Origin of the sequence: Nocardiopsis sp. NRRL B-16309 (assembly GCF_001279585.1) — a bacterium.
Classification (GTDB): domain Bacteria; phylum Actinomycetota; class Actinomycetes; order Streptosporangiales; family Streptosporangiaceae; genus Nocardiopsis.
Genome location: NZ_LGEC01000080.1, coordinates 147,972 through 169,043, shown reverse-complemented (window position 1 = coordinate 169,043; position 21,072 = coordinate 147,972). Strand labels below are relative to the sequence as shown.

Here is a 21,072-nt window from a genome sequence, read left to right as displayed (position 1 = left end):
CGACCGGAGCCGACCTTGCTGGGCGGCACCCCGAAGGCATCGCCGGACACGACCTAGACGACCCACACGGGGATGATCATCGCGCTTGCGCTGGTGGTCGAGCCGTATCCGAGGGTCCAGCCGACGATGACGCCCACGGCGATGGAGATCAGTACCAGCACCGCCGCCAGAACGACGAGGAGCTTGATGAAGCGGCTGTGCACGTGGCTGGTCCGCTTCAACTCCTCGATGTAGGAGCGCTTGTCGCCCTCGAGTTCGTCGATCCTGCCGCGGTACTGCCGGTGCATGCTGTCGGCCATGTCCTGCATCTGGGCGTGCAGGTCCTTGTACAGCTGGTTGGCCGAGCGCAGCTTCTCGTCCTTGATGTCGGCCTCGTGCCGCCATCCCCCCTCACGCTCGCGCAGCCGGGCCTCGGCCCGCTCGCGCTCGCGCTCCAGTTCGGCCTCCAGCCGGCGCACCCGGTTCTCCCGATCGGCGTTGAGCTCCTCCACCCGGAGGGCGTGCTCGGCCTGAAGCTCCTCGATCTGGTTGTCCAGCCGCAACTGCTCGGCCAACACCTCGGCGCGGGCGATGTCGTGCTTGAGGTTGTCGTTGATGAAACGCGTCAGCTTGGCGTTCCACTGCTCCAGCAGCTCCATCTCCGCTTCGCGCTGCTTGGCCTCGCGCTCCGCGAGCAGTTGGAAGGTGCGTGTGGTGCCCAGACGCATCCGAGTGTGCGCGTCCTTGCGCCGCATCTCCAGCACGCGCCGGCGTTGGTGGGCGTAACGCTCTTCGTTGCGACGCTCGATCTCGGGGGCCACGTCGGCGAGCTTGCGTTCCAGCTCCGGACGGAACCGGTCCCAGAACACCTGCCTGGCGTGGGCCGCGGCGACCTCGGCGCGTTCCTCGGCGTCCTTCTCGTAGCGCCGGGTGATCTCCGCCCGTCGAGTACCGACATCCTCGGACACCCTGGCCTTGAGGTCGGCGAACTCCTGCTCCGCCGCGGCCGAAAGCGTGTGGTAGACCGAACCCTCGTGGTGCTCGTCGACCTCCCGCGTGACCGACTCGGCATGCAGGCTCATGGTCTCGACGAAGAACTGGCGCAACGCCCTTCTGTGGTCGCTGTGCAGCTTCGTCAGCTCGGTGTTGGCCTGCTCGGCCATGACGGCGATCTGCTCGCCGAGCCAGTCGGAGACCTCGTCACCGAACTCCAGCCGTACTGACGGTGCCCGAGTGTCGAACGCTGCCTCGAACTCGGAGTACGGGATCTCCAGACCCAGGTCGTCGGAGAGGAAGCGCCGCGCGATGGTCTCCCGCACCTGCTCTTCAGTGAACTCCCGGTCCCTGTTCTGTTCGGCGTAGTGAGTCCAGGCGGGGTCCTGTGCCCCTTCCCCCTCCGTCACGGAGCCCCGGCCTTCGTCCTCTTCGCTCTCTTCGTCAGTGTCGTCGTACGTGCCGCCCTCGTCCGCCTCGTCCTCATACGCGCCGTCGTCGTCCACCTCGTCGTCGTGGGCGTCGTCGTCGTGGGCGTCGTCGTAAGCGTCGTAGGCGTCGTCGTAGGCGTCGGACTCGTCGTCGCCGGGGCCTTCGTCGAACAGGTCCGCGGAGAACTCGCCGTCGGCCAGGGGACCGCCCTCCGGTTGCTCCTCGTCGACACTCGCTCCAGGGGTGGGGGCCGCGGACACCGCTCCGGGCAGGCGGTCGATGTGGTCAGGGCCCGGCGGGACCGGCGGGGACGGTGGTGCGGCCGGAGGCTGCGGGGTCGGCGCCGGCGTGGCGACGGTGGCGGCTGACGGGGCGGCGTTCGCTCCGTTCGGAGCGGCCATGGGGGTCGCGGTCGCGTCGATGGCCTGGGTCCAGGCCCACATCTGCGGCAAGCGATCGGCCAGGCTGGAGCTGCCGTCGGCGATCGCCACCGCCTCGGCGTAGGTGGTCCCCTCGTCGATGACGGCCCCGACCACCAGTTCCTGGCGGTCCTGGCTCGGGCTCAGCACCATCCAGTAGTACGTGGCGCCGGTGAGTATCGAGTACTCACTCATCCGCTCCAGCGTCTGGGCGGTGGGGATGATACCGAGGACTTCCTCGTCCAGGAGTTGGCGGGTGGTGACGGTCTGGATGAGGTCGTGGTTGATGAGCTCGATGAGCGAGCCCTTGGCCTCGTCCTTCTGATGCTTCTTGCTCAGGCCGCCGATGTTCTCCACGGGCAGGGCCAAGGCCGCCCAGGAGTTGCCGCCGGGCAGGACGAAGCGCTCGTTGCGGCTCAGGAGGTCGATCGCGGCGTTGACGGTGCTCTCCCGCACCACGCTCGCCAGCATCTCCTCGGGCTTGCGCCGCTTGGTGCGCTTCTTGCCGTCTCCGCTCGGCGAGGCGACCGCTTCCGAGCCGTCAGAGGAGTCGCCGGTCTTCCCCTTCTTCCACATGTTGTCGATGAGTCCCATCGGCACGTCCTCTCGTTCTCGCCATGACGTCTGGAGTCAGCTCGTTTGTCAGCCTGAGCAAGGCAATCGTCGGTCGGCGGGCTGCTGCCGCCCCGCGCGCCGCCTCAGCGCGCGGCGGCCACCTCGATATGGGAATCGCTCTTGAGAAGGCCCTTGTCCTCGCTGCGCATCGTGCCGCGGACGTCCACCCGCAGGACCCTCTCGCGCGTGTGGGCGTTGACGAACGCGGCGATGGCGGTGGTGACCTCGTCGGTCATCTTCGCGATCGCCGCACGCGCGCCGCCCGCGTTGGAGTCGGTGTCGGCGTGGTCGTCGATGAGGTACTGCAGGACCCGTTCGGCGATCTCGACCCTGACCCCGTGCTTGACCATGACCTCGCGACGCATCTGGCGCAGCTTGTTCTTCACGATCTTGCGCTGGGTCTCACGCGAGAGCGGTTGGAAGGGGACGATCGCGTCGATGCGGCCCAACAGCTCGGGCGGGAACTTGTTGTCGCCCTGCGTGGTGGAGATGGACCGGCGGATCTCCTTCATCTTCTCCACCAGTTCCTTGCCAGAACCGGTGTCGTCCACGTTGTACTGGGCGATCGTCTCGTAGATCTCCGACCCCGCGTTGGTGGTCAGCACGATGTAGGTGTTGAGGAACGAGACCTGACGGCCGTTGTCGTTGGTGAGCCTGCCGTCGTCGAGCACCTGGAGCAGCACGCGCGTGACCGCCGGGGCGGCCTTCTCGATCTCGTCGAACAGCAGCACGGCGTGCCCCATGTCCCACACGCGCTTGGTCAGCTCCGAGCGGAACAGGTCCAGGGACTCCTCCCTCGCGTACTCCGACATGTCGAAGCGGATGAGGTGGCGCTGGTCGTCACCGAAGAGCAACAGGGCGAGCTGCTTGGTCAGCTCGGTCTTTCCGACACCGGTACTGCCCGTGAAGAGGAACGACGACATGGGCTTGGTCTTGTCGTTCAGATCGGCTACGCAGACCTGCAGCCTCTTGGCGACCACGGAGGTGGCGAACTCCTGTGAGAACACCGCCTCGTCGAGCTGTCTCTTGATCCGCACCGCGTCGACGCGGAACGCCACATTGACGTTGGTCGACTCCATGAGGACGTCCGCGAGCAGGCCGCGGTCCATCGGACGGCCGGCGTACCGGTGCCAGCCCACCATCGAGTCGAGGACCAGGATGGACTTGCGCGGTTGCGTCGAGGCCGGGATGTAGCGGTTGGTGTACTCGTAGATCATCTCGAAGATGTGGTCGTCGTAGAACTGGTCGGCCACCCCGTAGCGCCGGGCCATCCCCTTGAGGATCTCCACCGTGGTCTTCTGGTCGGGCGGGCTGACGTTGATGCGCTGGAGGCGTTCCATGAGCGGCTGGTTCGGTGCCACGTACTTGTGGAACTCGTCGAAGGTCGTGGCCGCGATGACGCGGATACCGCGCGCGCCCGACGCCGCCAGAACCGGCTTCAGCGCTTCGACGGAGGCGGCGCTGAGCTGCACCACCTGGTGGAACTCGTCGATGAACAGCACCAGCTCGACGTGTTCGTCGGAGCTGAACCTCTCGGCCTCGTCGAACAACCCCTTCAGCAGTGCCGCCATTTCGTCGGGGGTGCTCAGTCCGGCGATCATCCGAGCCAGGTCGACTTCCCTGTAGACCCGCTTGACGTCTTTCAGCATCGCCGCCTGGACCAGAGCGGTCTTACCCGCACCGGCCGGGGCCAGCAGAAGGGCGTTGCACAGTTCGGGGCGGGCCATGGCCGCCATGAGCTGGGAGATCTCATGCTCGCGGCCGACGATCTCACGCTCAGGGGCTTTGAGGGGATCGCTGTACTGGGCCAACTTCGGGTAGCGCTCGTCGCGGCCGTCGAGGGAACCATCCAGATTGGTGAACAACTGCTGCCGCCTTCGTGGACGAGAAGGTCATGACCTCATCTCGTTCTTCCTCATAAATCAGGATAATCGTAGCACGCCACGCACAGCTGGCACCAGACGTGAAGCGCGTTATTGCCATGGCCGAAAACACAACAAAGAAAGGCGGGTTACGGCGCCCACTCAAAGAACGAAAGACAAGGAAGAGAGAGGGATTCTCGTAATTCAGGTGTATCGACACGGCCATCAACCGCCGGGCTGGTAACCATCCGTCTCGTTCTGGCGCTGATCGCGCTCATAAACCGCGCTGGTGTTCGGGTGCAGCAGCGCCGCATAAGGACCGGGTTCCTTGGACGGCGTCCTCACCGAGAGCATCTGCGGGCGTCGCCCACAACCGTGCAGGTCGTCGTAGACCGCCCACTCGGTTCGGAGTGCCGCCAGCGACAGCATCGACGGCTTCGGCGTCTCCCAGATCGCGCTGGCAGTCTTCTCCTCACCCTCCCGGCCGCGCCACGAGCATCCCCGGCCCGTTCTGTCGTCGAGCTGTCCCGGGTGAGGTCATACTCCTCGAACGCCATCAGCGCTCCAGCTCGGTAAGCTCCTCAGCCCAGCGGCGCGTGTGCTCGAGAATGGCCTCCCGGTCGTTGGAGTTCACGCGCCAGCGCTCATCGCGCAGGGCCATGAGCTTGTTGTTCCAGACTTCCCTCTCCTCTTCCGGGGTCGAAGGATGCTGGCCGAGCTCGATGTACCGTCCGCTCAGGGCGGTGGCGGTGTCGACCATGACGTCGTACAAGACGGTGAGGTCCTCGTTCATCAAGACTCCCGGGGTGATCATTGGGTCATGAGGGGCACTGCAGTCGTCATCGGTAGGTGCGGTACCGCCGGAACGAGGCAGGTAAGACAGGCTCAACCCCCGGGCTGGTAGTCGTCCGCCTCGTCCTGCCGTTCCCCGGCGAGGGGCCACCGGTCGGCACTCGTGCGGACCGGGGCGGTGCCGGCCTCGGACGTGTCCTCTGGCTCGTCCCAGTCGAGGAAGCCGGACTCGGCTGACTGGTCCCGCGCGCGTCCGGTGCCGGGCTCAGGGACGCCGGCCGGTGCTGCTGCGGTCCGGCTCGCCAGCGCCTGCCGCACGCCGGGGCCGATCCGATCGCGCAGCGCCCCGGCCGGGCTCTCGGGGTCGTAGCCCACGTCGGTCTCCGTGGTGTTCCCGGGCTCCCGGCGCTGGGCTTCCAGGTCCTTCACAAGGCGGTCGAATTCGCTGTCGGAAGCCTGTCCGGTCGGGTTCACGGCCGCGTAGCGGTTGCCGGGCCCGGCCGGTCGGCGGTGTTCGGCGTCATCGAGGTACTCGTCGGCGAACAGGTCCTGGATCGCCCCCGAGTGCGTGGGCACCGTGGCTTCGGGCTCGGCCGAGGACCGCACCGGGCTTTCGGCGGAGTAGTCCGGGAAGTACTCGGCGAGCGTGTAACCGCTGTTCTCCTCCGTGAGCACGGCGCTGTTCTGGTCGCGCACACCGGCGAAGACCAGCGGAGGCTGATCGGCGTTCTCCGGTGCGACGACGAGGAAGTCCGCTTCGGCGGGCAGTTCCCACTCGATACCGGTCATCGACTCCGGCACCCGGAAGCGGGTGCCGAAGTAGCCCTTGCGGACCAGCTCGGCCAGCTGGGCGGGGTCGAATTCGTAGTAGGCGTCGAAACCGGGTTCGGCTCCCGCGCGGTACTGCGTCTCCGTGATACCGAAGGGCAGTTCGACGTCGGGCCGGATCTGGATGATCTGGCCCCGCAGGTGCAGGTAGGGCCGGTAGTTCTGGTCGATGCCGTGGTGCAGGACCGTCACCGTCTCCATGTGCACGGAGATGTCGCAGGGCACGGCGTTCAGGGTCCGCACGTCGGCCTTGCCGTCCCGCGCCAAGCGGTGGAACCAGGGATCGGTGATCGGTAGGGGTGCGATCCTCATGGGAGCGTCTCGCTTCCGTGTCGGGGGTCGGCGGGCCGGTCAGCGACCGGCGCTGTCGGTGCTCTGGGCGGCGTCGGGCTCCTCGCCCAGCAGCGCATGACGGGCCCGTTCGGCCAGACGGAGCTGGGCGCGCCACAGCGCGCGCATCCCGATCAGAACCAGGACGAAGACGAGGCCGATGAGGAAGACCGACGGCGCCAGCCAGTGCGCCAACTGCATCTCCAACGGCGAGGTGGGGCCGACGCCCGTACCCGCCGCCACCATCACGAACAGGTTGGGCACCACGGTCACCGCCGCGAACATCGCCAGGACATAGCTGGCCAGAGCGGAACCGGCCACCAGGCCCCCGCGCACGAGCGCCAACAGCGAGCGCGATCCCGACTCCCCCAGACGCGCACGCAGGCGAGCGTCCGACGGCGTCGCGGCCCTGTCCGCGTCGGCCTGCTTGGCCTCGGCGGCCCGCTGCGCGGGACTCTTCTTCTGCTGTGGCTTGCGCTTGTTCCTGGGTCCGGTGGCGGCGGAGCTCATCGGTTCTCCTGTTGTGGACTGACAGTGCGGGCGTGCTAGGAGTGTTCGGGGGCCCCTTGGGTCCAGTCGGCGTCGATCTCGGTGATCGCGCCCTCGGCGTCGGTGGACCACTCCACCGCCAGCGCCGCGACCGTGCGCTCCTCGTCGTCGGCGTCCTGGACCTCGACGAAGGCGAAGTAGGAGTAGTCCATGCCTTCGATGCCGGTCAGCACCGGCTCGAACGGCCCCAGACGCGCCTGTGAGGCGGCGTCCAGGCCGGGGACACCGTCGCGTCCCAGTTCCTCGAACAGGGGCGGGGGATCCTCGGCACCGGCCAGTCCTACCGACACGTCCTCTCCCTCCTCAACGGCCTCGCTCAGTAGGATGCGCACCGCCTCGCGATCGTTCTCCAGACGTTCGACACGAACCGCCGACGAACCCGCCAGTACGTCGGACCAGGCGTCGTGGAACTCGTCCTCGGCTTCCTGGGCCTCGGCCTGGCGTTCTTCCACCAGGGCCGCGACCTCGGCGCGGTCGGCGTCGTGGCCCGAGGAAGCCGACCACAGGGACAGCCCGCCCATGGCCAGCATGAGGGCGGCCACCCCCAGCGGGGCCCAGAACAAGACGCGCCGGATCGTCTGCCGACGGCGCTCGCGCTCGCGCTCGTAGGCCTCCATCTCGGCCAGGCTCACGTCACTCACCGTCCTCGGGCTCGTCGCCCTGATCGTCCGCGCCATCGCCCGCGGCGGTGTCGCCGTCGGCTTCGTCGGCGGTGGAGTCCTCACCGGTGCCGTCCTCGGTGCCCTCCTCGCCCGCGGTGGCGGCGGTGCCGAGCACCATGTCGTCGAACTTGTTGACCAACGGGTCGAACCGACCGCCAAGCCAGGCAACGGTCCGCCCCGTCTCGTCCTCGGTCAGTGTCCAGACCATGCGGATCGCCAGGTCCTGCTCGAAGACCTGAGCCTCATGGGCGGTCCAGGTGTAACCGGCCAGCGAGGCGTCATCGTCGAGGGCGGGTATCGCCGCGTGCCACTGGCTCACGGCGTTGAAGCCGTCGGAGTCACGGGCGCCCGCGCTGAAGTGGGGAGTCAGCGTCCGGTCCAGACCGCCGATGGCGCTCTGGCGCAGCCCCTCGGCACAGGTGGTGAGCTCCTCCTCGGTGTAGTCGCGCGTGGTGGTCGGCAGGTCGTCGAGGTAGGGGTGGCACTCGTCGCGCCCTCCCGGTCCCGGCGTCTGTTCGGGCAGGTCGTCGGTGGTGATCGGCCCGGTGTGGTCCAGGTAGGTGTTCTGAGCTTCGGCGAGGTCCGCGCCCACGGTCGTGGCCCGGGTCAGCCAGCGCTGGGCTTCGGCCTGGCTGGGCATATCCTCCAGGCCCTGCTCGGCGGCTGTGATGCGATCCTGCGCCTCGAAGCCGTCCTGGGCCTGTTCCGCCAGCCCGGCCTGGTGGTGGGCGCTGATCGAGCCCGCCATGGCGAAGAGCACCAGCGCACCCAGCGCGACCAGGCCGGTGGCCGTCCCGTAACCGATGCGGATGAGGAGTACCCGGAGGCGCCCGGCGGTCGGACGCCGCGGTGCGGGGCCCTCCCCCTGCTGCTCCTGCTGCTGTTCTTGTTGTTGCTGTTGCTCTTCCGGCTGCCCCAGGGAAGAGACCAGGCCCAGGCGTCGGGCCAACCGATTGCCTTGGTCCGGGTCCGGAGCCGGAGGACCGCCGGGACTGTCCGATTCATCGGCCACGTCGGCCTCCTCCCTTCCGTGACAGAAGCTTTTTTCCTCGTATATCAGTATAATTTTAGCACTGCACGACGGTGGCCCGTTCGCACCGAGCCACGGGTCGGATCGCTGTGTCACCAGGTCAGCGCCGGATCAGTCGGGACCAGCGGAGCGCACCGGGGACGTGGCGGCATAGCCCTCGACATCCGAGACTCCGCCGTCGCCGTCGGTGGTCAACAGCACCGTCGCCGTGTTGGAGGCGCTGGCCTCCCCGTCGTCGGAAGTGGTCCGCACATCGACCAGGACCAGGTAGGAGTACTCGGCGCCCTGGACCGACAACAGCTCGGTGCGGAAGTCCCCCACCCGGGAGTCGAGCCCGAGCAGGTCGATGAGCGCGTACTCGTTGCCCTCCCGGTCGACGTTCACCGGTGCCACGGGCAGGAACGCGGTCATGAACGCCGAGTCCTCGTTGAGTCCGTAGACGGTCATCATGGCGCTGCGCGCGTCCTCGTACTCAGCGTGGGTCTCCCACGTCAGGGCGGTGTCCAGCACGTCGCCGATGAGTTCCTCGTCGGCGTCCAGCCGTGCGGTGTCCGTGCCCTGGACCACGCCGGCGACCTCGTTCTCCCTCTCCTCCTGCGCTTCCTCAAGGTCGGCCACGCCCCCCTGGAGCTCCTCGATCCGTTGTTCCTGGTCCGTGAGCGCCGCCTCCTGCGCACTTCGCGTGGCGGCGAAGGAACCGCCCGACACCAGGAGCAGCGCGGCCGCGGACAGAGGGAAGGCGTTTCGTCTGAAGAACCCCATCAGTCCTGGTCCTCCTCGTCCTGGCCCGCCCCGCCCGCGAACCGGTCACCGATCGTGGTCTGGCCGACGGACACGCTGATGAACGCCCCCGCTTCGGCGTCGTAGGTGCCCCGGGCCCAGGCCAACAGGTCGCCGCTGGAGGCGTCGCTGTTCAACCAGGCGACGGTGACGGTCCCTTGCGATCCGATGCGGGGCGTGGCCGAAACCAGCTCCCAGGAGTTCAGTGACGCCTCGGCGTACTGATCGCGGTGCTCGTCGGCGTAGCGGATGTACCAGGGGAAGAGCACGTCGATCTCTCCAGGGCCGTGGGGCACGTCCGCGCCGGGGCGGTAGGCATCCTCGTTCTCGACGATCCGGGCCGACTCGTCGAAGTAGTCGACAAGCTTCGCTCGGTGTTCGGACACGGGCGCGAGCGCCTCGTCTCCGCCCCCGTCACCTTCCCCGTCCCCGGACAGCTCCGCGTCGTCGAGGTCGGCCAGGATCTCCTGGTAGGTGGTCTGGAGTTCGGCGACCTCCTCGCCCTTCTCCCTGGCCTGGTCCACGGCCTCGTCGAGTTGCTCCTCGAGCGCGGCGGCGTCCCCCTCGTCCCACGAGGCGGCCTCCAGCTCCCGGATCTCGCCTTCGAGCGAGGCGATCTCCAGGTCGTTGTCCCGGCTCTGGACCTCCGTGGTGTCGGTGCTGGTGGCGGCCAGGGCCCCCGTGCCGATCGCTCCGACCATCAGGGCCCCGCCCAGGCTCATCCGCACGACCTGGCCCGTGTCGCGCTGAGGTGCCTGGCCGTTGTGGCGCCGTTCCCGGCGTTCACTCCTGCGCTGGCGCCGGTCGGCGCGGCGCTGGCGCAGCATCTCCTGGACGTCGTCGCCGGTCATCCTCCTGCGGTTGGCGCGCTGCTTGGCGTGGTAGGCGTCGAATCGCTCCATCGCCTCTTCACGGTTCATCTCGCGCCAGGGCTTCTTGGGGGCCGCCTCCCGCGAAGCGCCATCACCGCTGTTCGGCGTGCCCTCCTCGGCCATCACAGCGCTCCTTCCCTGCTGGTCTCTGGGGCCCCGACGCGGGGAAAGCTCCGGCCCGTTCCACCGTTTCCCTGCGCTCGCCGGTCCATCCTGAGCCCGGCTACTCGAACTCGATCAGCGGACATAGCTGATGTGGACGTGGTCGAAGTGGTTCTCGGTCAGACTGCCCCTGTCCGGCATTCCGCACCATTTGCCGCCGGGAACATCGGGGACGTCGTTGTACCACTCGGCCCATCGGGGTTCGCTCCCCCCGCGTTCGCCTGCACAGGCGCTCCAACCCGGATTCCAGATCGACTGCTTCCAGATCACGTACTTCACGCCCAGGCGCTCGTGGTTGGAGATGTACCACAGCGCGAGCTGGTCGCCGGCGGCGTCCTCTTCCGCGGAGCCGGAAGTGCCGATGGCACTGGTCATCAGATCGCATGCCCGTCCCGAACCGTGGTCACCCGAGGACGCCCGATAGCAGTACGCCGACCCGGCCTTGGTCCACTGCGCGCCTGGGAAGGCCTGGATGGCCGCGTCCCTGCTCGCACACGTCATCGGAGTCGCCGTGGTCGGGGTCGTGGTCTCCCCGCACGAGACCAACGCCCCTGCCCCCATACCGGACAGGTCGGGTGCATCGCCAGGCGCGATGCCGGCTCCGTTGACGTTGGCGGTTCGGCACTCCTGCACCGCTGCGGTGCGGCGGTTCTGATTGGCGACGTCCACCGTCGCCTCGGCCTGCTCAAGGATGGAGTCGGCCCGGCCCTCGTCGGCTTCCCAACCGTCCAGCTTGGCGAACCACACCTTGGCGTCCTCCTGACGCTCGGTGAGTTCGGATTCAATTGTCAGGCCCTCCCACTGGAACATCCAGTCCTTGGTCGACTGCTCGACCGAGCCGGAGGGGTTCTCGATGAGGTCCTGGACGAACCGCACGCGAACCGGATCATCCTCGGAGAGCATGAAAGTCAGCTGGGTCTCCAGCTCGTACCACTCTCCACCTGTGCTCTCGGCGTAGTCGGTGAGCAGCGTGTTGCGGCCGTTGGTCCACTGCCCCAGTCCGATACCCACCAGGTCGATGCCGGGATACTTCGCGGCGTAGTCGGCGTCGATCAGCTCGACCTGGAAACCGTTCTCCTCGGCCTCCCGCGTACGCGGGCCGACCTCGTAGGGCTCGTTGAAGATCGTCTCGACGGTGGTCGGGTCGATCCCCGACTCGTGTTGGAAGTTGGCCAGCACACCCGCGATGTTCTCGTCCTGCATGCCCATGCCCGCCAGGATCGAGTACACCTCCTCGGCCGTCGCCTCGATGTTCGCGGAGGTTGCCCCCGATTCGGTGTTGTCGTCGATCTCCTGCACAATCCTCTCGGTCTCCTCACGACAGCTGTCCGGCACGGGTTCGTGCTGGGCGCTGGAGTTGCCCTGCACGACGACCACCGCACTGGCGATCGCGGTGACCAGGCCCAGGAGACCCGCGCCGGCGGAGACGACGGCGCCGGTGACCGCGCTGAACATCCCGCCGAAGAACCCCGCGATCGCTCCGCCGATGGAGACGAAGAAGCTGACGACGGCCTTGACGACCTGGAGCACCAGCATCCAGATGAGGCTCCACAGGTTCATGAGCAGCGCCAGCAGCATGGCCATCATGCCCTTGAGCCAGTTGAGGAACATCAACAGGACCATGAGCTGAGCACCGACGCCGACCGCCGGGACGGCGGCGGCCGTGCCCACGCCCTTCTTGGCCACGCCCTTGGTGTCGGACTCGGAACCGCCCTTGGCCGCCTCCGAGGTGCCGCCCGCGCCGAGCTTCGGGCCGGCGCCCTCGTCGGGGTCCTTGCCGCCCCCGGAGTCCCCGGCGGAGTCCTGGGGCGACCCTGCCCCGCCCGCGGGAGCCTTGGGCGCGCCCTTCGCCGGGCCGCCCGCGGGGTCCTTCGTCGCGCCCTTCGCCGGGCCGCCCGACGTGTCGGACCCGCCGGCGTCGCCCTTGTGATCGCCACCGCCGGGCTTGTCACCCGGGTCGGGCAACCCCTTCCCGGCGGCCTCGCCGACCTTGTCCGACGCGCCCGATCCGGATCCCGGGGGCTGTATGCCCCCCGCTCCGCCGCCACCGATACCCGCCATCGCGTCCTGCTCCTCCGCCTCTCGACGTGCTCGTCCGTGTGATCGCCCCGCGCTCCGTACCGCTTCGCGTCAGTACGTGAGCAGGGCCTCCTCGTCCGCGTTGACCGATCCGGCGGATTCGACGCCGCGCAGCGCCACCTCCAGCTCCAGCAGTGCGCTCAGGGAGTCGACCTGGTACTCGGTCTTGAGGCGGTGATAGTCCTGGTAGGCCTGCGTGGTGTTGTTCATGATGTTGTTGAGCGGATCCAGCGCCTGGCTTGAGTCCCGGCTGTCGCTCAGATCGCTGCCGTCGGTGAGGTGCCACTCCATGTCGTTGGCCGTGAACCCGCCGTTCTCCTCGTCCTCGGCGCGAGCCTTCTCCCCCAGATACGTGACGTAGGAGGTCTCGCCCTCGGGCATGAGCTCGTCCAGATAGCCCTCCTCGACCGTGCCCGAGCGCCAGTCGAAGTCGTAGCCGCGCGGGTGCACCCAGCCGGTCTCCAGCGCCAGCGTGGCCTCGTTGTCGCCGTCGGCCGGCTCACCGGTGACCTCGTCACCGGCGACCTGCACCGGCACCTCCGGCGGTTCGATGAACACCCCGTCGACGTTGACCCGGCTCATTTCGCCGTCGTACTCCTCGATCCGGTTGAGGACGGCGCCCATCTCCATGAGCTGTTCGTCCATCGCGGCGCGGACCTCCTCCTCCTGTTCGGCGACGACCAGCTCGTAGTACATGGCGGACGGGTCGATGCGCGCGCCCGCCAGGGAGGTCGCCTCCTCCGCGCCGGAGGCTCCGGGGTTGAGGAACAGCCGCCACTGGTCGAACTCCGCGAAGGAGTTGTCGCTCTGCAGGTCCTCACGAAGCTCGCGCCCCGCGCCCTCCTGGTAGACCAGTTCGCTGTTGGCCCGCAGGGTCAGGCTGATGATCTGCTGCTCGAAGGGCGCGTCGGAGTCCAGGACCACCCCGATGTAGCCGGTGGAGCCGAACACGACGATCGAGCCGGTGACGGCGGTCTTCAGCGCCTGGGTGTCGAGCTGTTCGTTGGATCCGGTGAGGAACGCCTGGTAGTTGACGGCGTCGGTGGAGAAGGAGCCCGCGTCGGAGTCGCGGAACCGCATGAGGACCAGGGCTCGGGTGCGCTCCTCGTTGGTGTAGATCCCGTTCACCTCGCCCGACAGTTCGGTCCTGGAGGTGGTGAACGACGCGGTGTACAGCGCGGTCTGGTCCAGTTGGGCCCGGTTGTTGCCGACGGCCGAGGCGATGGTGCCCACCAGCAGCAGCACGAAGGTGGCGCTGATGATGCTGGTGATGACCCCGAACCGCTCGATGGCGTGGTGGGGTCCCAGCTTCATCCTCGCCGCGAAGGCTTTCGTGGTCTCTTGAATCCCCATGTGCTGCGAGTCCTTCTCCTGCTCGGCCTTCGGGCGTGCGGGGCCGACCGCTGTCGCGGTGGCGCTGTATCAGCGACGGAGGGTGTCCCCGGGACGTACGAAAGGGTCGGCAGCACGGTGGCCGCCGACCCTCACGCGTCCCCTGGTCGAGGGTCGGCTAGGACGCGGACCCGAGGAACCCCTGGAGGAGGATCATGCCGCCACCCAGGTCCTCGATGGTGGTCTGGCCGCCCTCGGCGATATTGGAGATGAGACCGAATCCACCGGCCATGAGCGCACCGCCGACAAAGATCAGGCCGACGATCTTGATCCAGCTCGTCTGGTCCTGCTGCGACGCCATCAGCTTCTTGATGAGAAGGACGCCGCCCCAGATGACTCCGACGGTTCCCATGAGCGCGAGAAGGCCACCGCCCGCCGTTCCGGCGTATTCGCGAGCGCTATCGAAGAAGGAGATGAGGTCCCATCCCGCAGCCGGGAGGTTGGTGATGTTCATGCTTTTCCTTGTCCTGTTCGGATCCGACGCATTGCGCGCGGCGATGGAGGGTTCGGCGGTTCCGCTGGGGGATACGGGGGCGGATTTGATGCTAGTTGTCGGACAGCGCTGGGAGCAACACTTTTTAGTGTGACTTTCCCTGGAAGACGAGGCTAAACGGCGTACGACTCATGCCATTGCCCGCAATGCGGAAAAGGGGGGTCGGCCCTTGATCCCCATCAGTTCTCACTTCTTCCTGTTGTTGCCTCCACGCGGTTTGCGCGGGTTTCCAGTCCGTCCGCCGGCCGGTTTTGGACCGCCGCCGGACTTGCCCCCGGTTCCGCCGGTGGGTTTCGGCCCACCGGTCGGCTTCGGTCCACCGCCGGTGGGCTTCGGACCGCCGCCACCGGGTTTACTCCCGGTGCCGCCGCTCGCCAGGCCCGCGGTGTTGGACACCGTGCGTCCGGTCTGCTGCATTTGCCGTCCCTGGTTCATACGACGCACGTTGTTGGGGTTCGGGTTCTGGTTGTCGAGGGACGATTTTCCAGCCCGTTCCTTGTGCTCCCTGGACTGGGCGTTCTTCGCCGTGGCGGAGCCGCCCTTCTCCAGGGCCTTGCCTCCGGACTCGGCCGCACCGGCGGCGTCCCCGGCCATGCCGCGGCCGACGGCGACCCCCGCGTGCACGCCCGCTTCGGCGGTGTCCTTGACCGCGCCGACCTTGGCCGCGTCGGCCTTGCGGTACTCCTCGCCGGACTCCTGGACGGACTTCATCCCGGCCTCCAGCGGGTCGCCGTCGTCGCCGACCCTCGGATTGTCCGGGTCGGCGCTCCCCGGAGGCATCGACAGCCCGTCGGCCTCGACCCGTCGGCCGAGTGCGGTCTCCCGCGCGGCGTCTCCGTTCGCGTCCCCGGGATCCAGGCCCGCGCCCGACCCGTCGTCGCCACCGTCGCCGCCCCCGGTCAGTTCACCGGGCCCTTCCAGCGTGCCGTCGGTGTCCACGTCGCCGCCGACCCTGGTCTCGTTACTGTCTCCCGATGCGGTGCTGATGCCCTCGGGACCACCGCCGTTGGTGCCGCCCGCGTTCGGGCCGCCGCCCTTGGGTCCGCCACCACCGCCCATCATCCGGTTGCCCATCGCCGCGCCGGCACCGGAGGCGGCCCCCGAACTCAGGGCGGGCATCTTGCCGCTCATGCCGCCACCGCCGCCGCCGGGGGGCGTGACCTTGCTGTCGGTGAGCTTCTCGACCAACTTGGTGGCGGCCTCCTCCACCGCCTTCACCAGCGTCTTGCGCAGACGCATCGCCATGACCGTGAAGAGGATGACCAGGATGATCGTCACCAGGGTGACGATCATGGTGATGAACCCTCCGGAGACCAGGAAGGCGACCATCGCCGACTGCTCATCGCCGTCGGTGCTGTTGAGGGCTGCCGCGAACGGGGTCTCGATGATGCTCGGCAGGCTCAGCAGGAACTCCTGCACGAACTTGTACAGGAAAAGCGTGACCACGACTTCCATGATCAGCGCGATGGTGTAGACGATCACTTTCGCGATGCCCGATATCGCGCCCAGCGTCGCGAACGGAATCGCCGTGATGAGCTGGAAACTCCTCCGGATGTTCCCGATCAGCATCGCGACGGCGTACCCGATGCCGATGGTGATGAACGCGCCCAGCAGCACCACGGCGTTGAACCAGTACACGGCGCTCATGGTTCCGGTGCCCACCAGCGACACCGAGTTGTGGATGGACCGGGTCGCCTCGCTGCTGCTCCTGCCGGAGGAGTAGGCCGTGTAGGACGTCGGCCCGAAGTCGGAGTTGAGGTAGTTGTACATCGCCAGCGGCGCGAGGTTGCAGGACATGGGATTGCCGCTGGGCGTGGACAGATCCAGCCCGCAGGCGCCGACATCTTCGCTTGTCCTGAACCTCCTGGTGTCGCCACCACCGCTGGCGGTCAGGCCCGCACCTCTCACCGAGATCAGGGGGTTGTCGCCGGGCGCCGGATCACTGGTGCCCACGATGTCCTCTGGATCGCCCATGTAGTTCTCGAACCAGTCACGCGCGCACGGTTCATTGTCTCCGCACGTTCGGACCTCCTCGGGCAGGGTGGCCTTGGACTCGGTCTCGAAGGATGAGGCGGACACGTGGGCGCTGCTCATGTACCGGCCCAGGATGCTCGCGACCTGGGCGTAGTGCGTCTCCTCGAATCCCGCTTCGCTACCATCCGTCGCACCGCCCCAGGATTCGTCCTCACCCAGTGTCGGCTCCGACAGACCCAGGACCCGGTGGTTGATCTGCAGCGCCAGGGTGCGCACGCTGGACTGGGACCTTCCGGAGGGGGCATGCTGGCTGTCGTCCCATTCGACGTACGCCCCTTCCCCGTCCGGCACGCGCAGGCGGTGATCCATCGCCCAGCCCTCGAAGTCGACATACGTGGAGAGCACCACCCGCGCGGAGCCCGAGTTCCCCTCGTCGGTGGCCTCGGCCATGGCGTTGAGCATGCCTGTGTACATCGACCCCAGCAACGGCAGGCCCAGACCGATGAAGAGCATGCGGATGAACAGCTTCTTCAGGCCCGAGGCCTTGTCGAACTGTTTGAACAGCAGAATGCTCATCAGGAAGACACCGATGAACAGCGGCACCATGACCGTCCACGCCAGGTCTTCCAGGACCTCGTACCACCCGGAGATCCACGTGACCAGGCCCTCGAGGGCCTCCGGCGGCTCCCCGCCTCCGGTCATGGCGTCGGCGAACACCGGATTACTGATCGCGTCAGCGAACAACTGGAACGGATTCAGCCCGATCAGCGCCCGAATGAGGATCGACCACAGGGCGTCCACCGCGGCCGAGACCGTGTACAGGAGGAAGATGATCCCGCCGAAGAGCGCGTTGAAGAACCCCAGCGAAAGCCCGGTGCTGGTGGAATCCAGCCCCAATCCGTTGAGCGTGGCGCCGAACAGCGCGAAGTCCTGCGCACCCGTCTCACCGGGGATTCCGGAGTTGTCGCTGCCGACCAGGGTCTCGTAGCCGACGCTGTCGGAGGACTGGGCCATGCGCGAGTTGAGCCACCCCGCGATGATGTTGTAGTCCTCGTCGGCGTAACCGAGCATCGATCCGGCATTCGCCGGCTGTGCCATGAGTTCGGCCCAGGCGTCATCCTCGAGGCTGACGCCACCGTCACCGCTCGGCTCCTGCGCCGTGGAGAACAGAGCCGTCATCGACGAGGAGAGCCGGTAGAACGACAGCTTGTTGAGTTCGTCCTCCTTCTCGTCGGCGTGCGCGGTGCCGGACACCCCCAGCATCAGGGCCAGCGGGATCACCACGAACAGCACCCGCGTGACCAGGCGCACGAGGGTGCTCGGCCCGCTCGAGGGAAGGCCGCGGCTCCCGTTCGGGGGCGCACCCTGCTCCACCGTCGGTTCGTTCTCTCTCACGTCGGTCACCGGCCACCTCCCCTGCGGTCACTCCGCACGGCCCCGCCCTGGGCCGGGTCCTGCCGGTCGGAGCGGCGAGGCGGCTTCGCCCGCGGCTTCATGCGTTCGGCGCGCAACCGTGCCTCGGCGCCGTTCTCGGCCACGCGCTGGGCCCGCTCCTCGGCCATGTCGCCCTTGGCCGCCATCACCGCCGAGGACTGCTTCCGTTCGCCCTTCTCGCGCCGGCCCGCCCCGATCAGCTGGGCGCGCCGATCGGCTCGGGCCGGGTTGACGCCCAGTGCCAGGTCCATGTGGAAGATGACGTTGGTGTGTCCCCGCCGCAGGTAGGCGAGGTTCTCTCCGCGCGTGGTCACCAGGCGTTCCAGGTCTGGCGGGATGTCCTGGTGCAGTTGGCGCTGGTACTCGGTGACCGTCGCGTCGCGCATCGGACCCAGGACCGTCCAGTCGGCGGAGTCGAAACGGTTGAACGCCGAGTCGGCGAGCATCCGGTCGATGTCGTTGTACAGGTAGGCGACCCGCCCGCCGCGCAGGAACAGGTGCCCGAACTGCTCGCCGAGGTACTCCTTGACGCGGTCGTCGATGTTCTCGGCGCCGTGGATGATCACCGTGTCGCCCAGGCCGAGGTTGTCGACCGCGAAACCGATGACGTTGACCAACTGGGCCATCGCCACCCCCTTCCCGCGCTTGAGAAGCCGCGAGAAGTCGTAGAGCACGCGGCGGGCGTCGGCCACCCCGTCGATCTCGTCGTTGGTGTGGGTGTTGAACAGGTCGCCGTTGTTGTCCAGCAGGTCCTTGAAGACCAGACGCAGGATGTTGTAGGCGTGCAGCGCCTCGTCGTCGCGGGCGGTGGAGTTGGCCAGCGCCCGGTACTGGGTGTCGAAGTAGGTGACGATGTCCTGGAGGCGCGGCACCTGGGCGTGCGGGACGCCCACCACCCGCAGCCGGTCCCGGTTGTGCTTGGCGTTGCGCGCCCACATGGCCTTGTCGATGTAGAACTGCGTCAACGTCTCCTTGAGCGCACCGCGGATGATGGAGCGGTCCTGGTCGGTCGTCTCGTAGGCCTGCTCGGCCATGAGCACGACCTTCTCCAGGTGCGCCGGGAAGATGCCGAGTTCGTCCTCCTGGGCTCCGAACATCTCGAACATGTTGATGTCGCCGGAGTTCATGTCCAGCCGGGCGGTGAGCGCGTCCAGGCGCGGGCCCAGGCCGTCCAGGTCGGCCCCGTCCAGGATGATGTGCACGGTGCGGGCGTTGGACAGCAGCGCCGCCTGCGAGATCTTCGATCCCCACATGTCGGGCACGTGGGCCCGGTCCAGCACCGGGTTGACCCCGTTGTCGGCGACGACCACGTGGTGGTCGTAGGCATTGACGTCGAAGAGCACCGCGGAGTTGTTCACGTCGCCGACCATGTAGCCGACGTACTCGCCCGCCGGGTCGTTGAGCCCGTTGGTGACCAGGGAATGGGATCCGGCGAACTCCACGCTGGTGAAGTGGAAGCCCTTGCCGCGCTTGCGTTCGGACCTGCCGAAGAGGTTGGTCAGCTCCTGCCGCTGCTCGCCGGGGTAGGCGGCGACCGTCAGGGTGCCGAACCGGTCGATGTACAGGCGGCCGATGCGTTCGACGGCGTCGTCCAGGACCTCCAGCGTGGGGGCCTTGACCAGGAGGCGGTCGTGCACGTGCAGGTAGCTGGCACCGTCCTGGATCTCTCCGGAGACGATCTCCATGTCATCGCTGACCTTGGCGGCCTTGCGCCGCGAGGTCATGGTGCCGGACTGGGACTGCTCGCCCTCCTCCAGGCGGTCGAGCTTCTCCGCCGTCTTGATCCGGTCCTCGATCCACTTCTCGCCCATCCGGCGGACCTGTTCGAGCACCACCACGGTGACGTCGTCGGGCAGTCCGGTCGGGATGCGGTTGATGCCCCAGAACGCGGCGAAGTCGTCGCGGGAGCCGTCGTCGTGGAAGAAGCCGAGGACGCACGCGTGGTGGTCGTCGATCCGGAAGTAGTCGCTGTGGAAGACGTAGCGCTCGCGCGGCTTGACCGCGAGCAGGTGCGGGTGCTCCTCGAAGGTGCCGCCGATCTGGCGCTCCTTCTTCTGCGCGGCACGGCGCTCGGCGGCACTCGTCCCCTCGGCCGGGTCGTCGCCTCGCTCGGCCTCGGCGGCGTCCTGTTCCGCCGCCCGCCGCTGCCGTTCCCTCAGGTTGCCGAACGAGACGCCGCGGCCCATCGGGCTCGCGACGGGCTGCTCGTCCGTCCGCGTGTCGGCGGCGGTCGGCTCCGTCCGCCCCGTGGCGTGGGTGGTGCCCAGGAGCGCGCCGGGCAGGTCCACCTGCGAGGTCCCGGTCGCGCTGCCTCGAAAACGTCTACCGGCCATGCGCGCTCTGCACTTTCTCCTCGTATATCAGCAGAAATTAGACTTTTCTCGACGCACCGGTCCCACATCCCGGCTATCGGGGTGTTCGAATGTCCGTGCGGTCGTGCGGCCGACCTATCGTTCTGCGGTGTAGATGGTCCGCAGCATCTCGTAGAGGTCGTCGGCGTTGAGCATCGTGGCCTGCTTGATCATGAGGCTGGAGCCCTCGGCCTCGGCCCGCACCAGTGCGTGCGCCCGGCGCAGCGCCTCCAGGTTGTCGCCCTTGATCACCAGGTACTGGTGGATGGAGTTGAACTGGCCGCCCACATAGTCCTTGAGGATCGAGTACCGCTCATCGAGCAGATCGAACAGCTCGGGGTCGCGGATCGCGAGGTTGCGGTTGAGCATCTCCAGGTTGCCGAGCTGCCGATAGACCCGCTGGGGTTCCTTGGTCGTGATCCAGATGAACTCCGCGTTGGTGTCGACCTTGCGCCAGAACGCGTCGACCCGGTTGAGGATGGCCTGCTTGTCCTCGTCGAAGACCAGCACCGAGGCGGATCCGACGACGAGGTAGGCCTGTCCGACGGTGCCGTCCAGCCACTCGATGAAGCCGGTCTCATCGATGCTCTTGACGCCGAACACCGAGTAGAAGCCGCTGGGGTTGGACCCGCGGCGGGTGATGACGCGGCGCGCGGGCCGGGGCAGGTACTCCAGGAGCGCGGGCAGCGACGCGAAGCGCATCTCCTTGGTCCTGGAGTACTGGCCGAAGAAAGCGGTGGTCGCCAGCCACCAGATGATCACCAGGAGGATGAGCCACCAGTCGGCACTGGAGACGAACGTCGAGGTGGTGACCCAGAACAGCAACAGAATGGAGGCGGCCCAGAACAGGATCACCTTCATCGGCAGCGGACGCATCTGCCATCCGCCGCCCGCCAGCGCGATCTCGTGGTCCAGGAAGGACCGGTCCAGGCTGGTAGGGATCTTGAAGACGCTCTTGGCCATCACTCACCTACTCTGTTTCTGCTCGTTTACGAGCATCACCCTACAGTTGCGCTCGGACACTCGCCGTCGCTCTCCTGCCGG

The 21,072-nt window shown here is 67.6% G+C and carries 16 protein-coding genes; all 16 read right to left on the bottom strand.

Going from position 1 to position 21,072, the window contains the following annotated elements:
• Positions 1 to 53: 53 nt before the first annotated feature.
• The 16 genes from ADL05_RS17370 to ADL05_RS17300 all read right to left on the bottom strand — a co-directional run bounded on the left by ADL05_RS17370 (position 54) and on the right by ADL05_RS17300 (position 20,991).
• A complete protein-coding gene (locus tag ADL05_RS17370; protein WP_053618017.1) occupies positions 54 to 2,417 on the bottom strand; it encodes a hypothetical protein in 2,364 nt (787 codons plus the stop codon).
• A 104-nt stretch (positions 2,418 to 2,521) separates the two neighbouring features.
• A complete protein-coding gene (locus ADL05_RS17365) occupies positions 2,522 to 4,303 on the bottom strand; it encodes an AAA family ATPase (RefSeq protein ID WP_053618016.1) in 1,782 nt (593 codons plus the stop codon).
• Positions 4,304 to 4,525: 222 nt separating this feature from the next.
• Positions 4,526 to 4,729 (bottom strand): hypothetical protein, encoded by a 204-nt coding sequence (locus tag ADL05_RS30605; RefSeq protein ID WP_197285832.1) that lies wholly within the window; start codon positions 4,727 to 4,729, stop codon positions 4,526 to 4,528.
• A 127-nt stretch (positions 4,730 to 4,856) separates the two neighbouring features.
• A complete protein-coding gene (locus ADL05_RS17360; RefSeq protein WP_156365885.1) occupies positions 4,857 to 5,093 on the bottom strand; it encodes a hypothetical protein in 237 nt (78 codons plus the stop codon).
• A gap of 92 nt (positions 5,094 to 5,185) precedes the next feature.
• Entirely contained in the window at positions 5,186 to 6,232 is a 1,047-nt protein-coding gene (locus ADL05_RS17355; protein ID WP_053618014.1) for a hypothetical protein, read from the bottom strand.
• Between the two features lie 39 nt (positions 6,233 to 6,271).
• Positions 6,272 to 6,760: a hypothetical protein gene (locus tag ADL05_RS17350; RefSeq protein ID WP_053618013.1), complete on the bottom strand. Its 489-nt coding sequence runs from the start codon at positions 6,758 to 6,760 to the stop codon at positions 6,272 to 6,274.
• Positions 6,761 to 6,795: 35 nt separating this feature from the next.
• Positions 6,796 to 7,440, bottom strand: coding sequence for a hypothetical protein (locus ADL05_RS17345; protein ID WP_231640788.1), 645 nt, complete (start codon positions 7,438 to 7,440; stop codon positions 6,796 to 6,798).
• Entirely contained in the window at positions 7,433 to 8,473 is a 1,041-nt protein-coding gene (locus ADL05_RS17340; protein ID WP_082376492.1) for a hypothetical protein, read from the bottom strand. The genes ADL05_RS17345 and ADL05_RS17340 overlap by 8 nt, the downstream gene beginning before the upstream one ends.
• A 129-nt stretch (positions 8,474 to 8,602) precedes the next feature.
• Positions 8,603 to 9,253, bottom strand: coding sequence for a hypothetical protein (locus tag ADL05_RS17335; RefSeq protein ID WP_053618010.1), 651 nt, complete (start codon positions 9,251 to 9,253; stop codon positions 8,603 to 8,605).
• Positions 9,253 to 10,266, bottom strand: coding sequence for a hypothetical protein (locus tag ADL05_RS17330; RefSeq protein WP_053618009.1), 1,014 nt, complete (start codon positions 10,264 to 10,266; stop codon positions 9,253 to 9,255). Before ADL05_RS17330 ends, ADL05_RS17335 begins: the two co-directional genes overlap by 1 nt.
• Before the next feature lie 114 nt (positions 10,267 to 10,380).
• The gene (locus ADL05_RS17325) at positions 10,381 to 12,366 is read right to left on the bottom strand and encodes a phage tail tip lysozyme (RefSeq protein WP_053618008.1); all 1,986 of its coding nucleotides are present in this window, start codon (positions 12,364 to 12,366) and stop codon (positions 10,381 to 10,383) included.
• 69 nt (positions 12,367 to 12,435) lie between these two features.
• On the bottom strand, positions 12,436 to 13,737 hold the full coding sequence (locus ADL05_RS17320; RefSeq protein WP_231640787.1) for a hypothetical protein: 1,302 nt from the start codon (positions 13,735 to 13,737) through the stop codon (positions 12,436 to 12,438).
• A 157-nt stretch (positions 13,738 to 13,894) separates the two neighbouring features.
• Positions 13,895 to 14,230, bottom strand: a complete 336-nt coding sequence (locus ADL05_RS17315; protein WP_053618006.1) for a hypothetical protein — start codon at positions 14,228 to 14,230, stop codon at positions 13,895 to 13,897.
• A gap of 225 nt (positions 14,231 to 14,455) precedes the next feature.
• Positions 14,456 to 17,647 (bottom strand): ABC transporter permease, encoded by a 3,192-nt coding sequence (locus ADL05_RS17310; RefSeq protein WP_053618005.1) that lies wholly within the window; start codon positions 17,645 to 17,647, stop codon positions 14,456 to 14,458.
• Positions 17,644 to 20,010: a hypothetical protein gene (locus tag ADL05_RS17305; protein ID WP_053618004.1), complete on the bottom strand. Its 2,367-nt coding sequence runs from the start codon at positions 20,008 to 20,010 to the stop codon at positions 17,644 to 17,646. Before ADL05_RS17305 ends, ADL05_RS17310 begins: the two co-directional genes overlap by 4 nt.
• 114 nt (positions 20,011 to 20,124) lie before the next feature.
• Positions 20,125 to 20,991 carry a hypothetical protein gene (locus tag ADL05_RS17300; protein ID WP_053618003.1) on the bottom strand — a complete coding sequence of 289 codons (867 nt, stop codon included), beginning with the start codon at positions 20,989 to 20,991 and terminating at the stop codon, positions 20,125 to 20,127.
• Between the last annotated feature and the right edge of the window lie 81 nt (positions 20,992 to 21,072).

Bases quoted from the DNA above. Each gene is read 5' to 3' on its own strand.
- ADL05_RS17355 (WP_053618014.1), bottom strand. From the start codon at position 6,232: ATGAGGATCGCACCCCTACCGATCACCGATCCCTGGTTCCACCGCTTG.
- ADL05_RS17335 (WP_053618010.1), bottom strand. From the start codon at position 9,253: ATGGGGTTCTTCAGACGAAACGCCTTCCCTCTGTCCGCGGCCGCGCTG.
- ADL05_RS17325 (WP_053618008.1), bottom strand. From the start codon at position 12,366: ATGGCGGGTATCGGTGGCGGCGGAGCGGGGGGCATACAGCCCCCGGGA.
- ADL05_RS17315 (WP_053618006.1), bottom strand. From the start codon at position 14,230: ATGAACATCACCAACCTCCCGGCTGCGGGATGGGACCTCATCTCCTTC.
- ADL05_RS17305 (WP_053618004.1), bottom strand. From the start codon at position 20,010: ATGGCCGGTAGACGTTTTCGAGGCAGCGCGACCGGGACCTCGCAGGTG.
- ADL05_RS17370 (WP_053618017.1), bottom strand. From the start codon at position 2,417: ATGGGACTCATCGACAACATGTGGAAGAAGGGGAAGACCGGCGACTCC.
- ADL05_RS30605 (WP_197285832.1), bottom strand. From the start codon at position 4,729: ATGCTGTCGCTGGCGGCACTCCGAACCGAGTGGGCGGTCTACGACGAC.
- ADL05_RS17320 (WP_231640787.1), bottom strand. From the start codon at position 13,737: ATGGGGATTCAAGAGACCACGAAAGCCTTCGCGGCGAGGATGAAGCTG.
- ADL05_RS17300 (WP_053618003.1), bottom strand. From the start codon at position 20,991: ATGGCCAAGAGCGTCTTCAAGATCCCTACCAGCCTGGACCGGTCCTTC.
- ADL05_RS17360 (WP_156365885.1), bottom strand. From the start codon at position 5,093: ATGAACGAGGACCTCACCGTCTTGTACGACGTCATGGTCGACACCGCC.
- ADL05_RS17330 (WP_053618009.1), bottom strand. From the start codon at position 10,266: ATGGCCGAGGAGGGCACGCCGAACAGCGGTGATGGCGCTTCGCGGGAG.
- ADL05_RS17350 (WP_053618013.1), bottom strand. From the start codon at position 6,760: ATGAGCTCCGCCGCCACCGGACCCAGGAACAAGCGCAAGCCACAGCAG.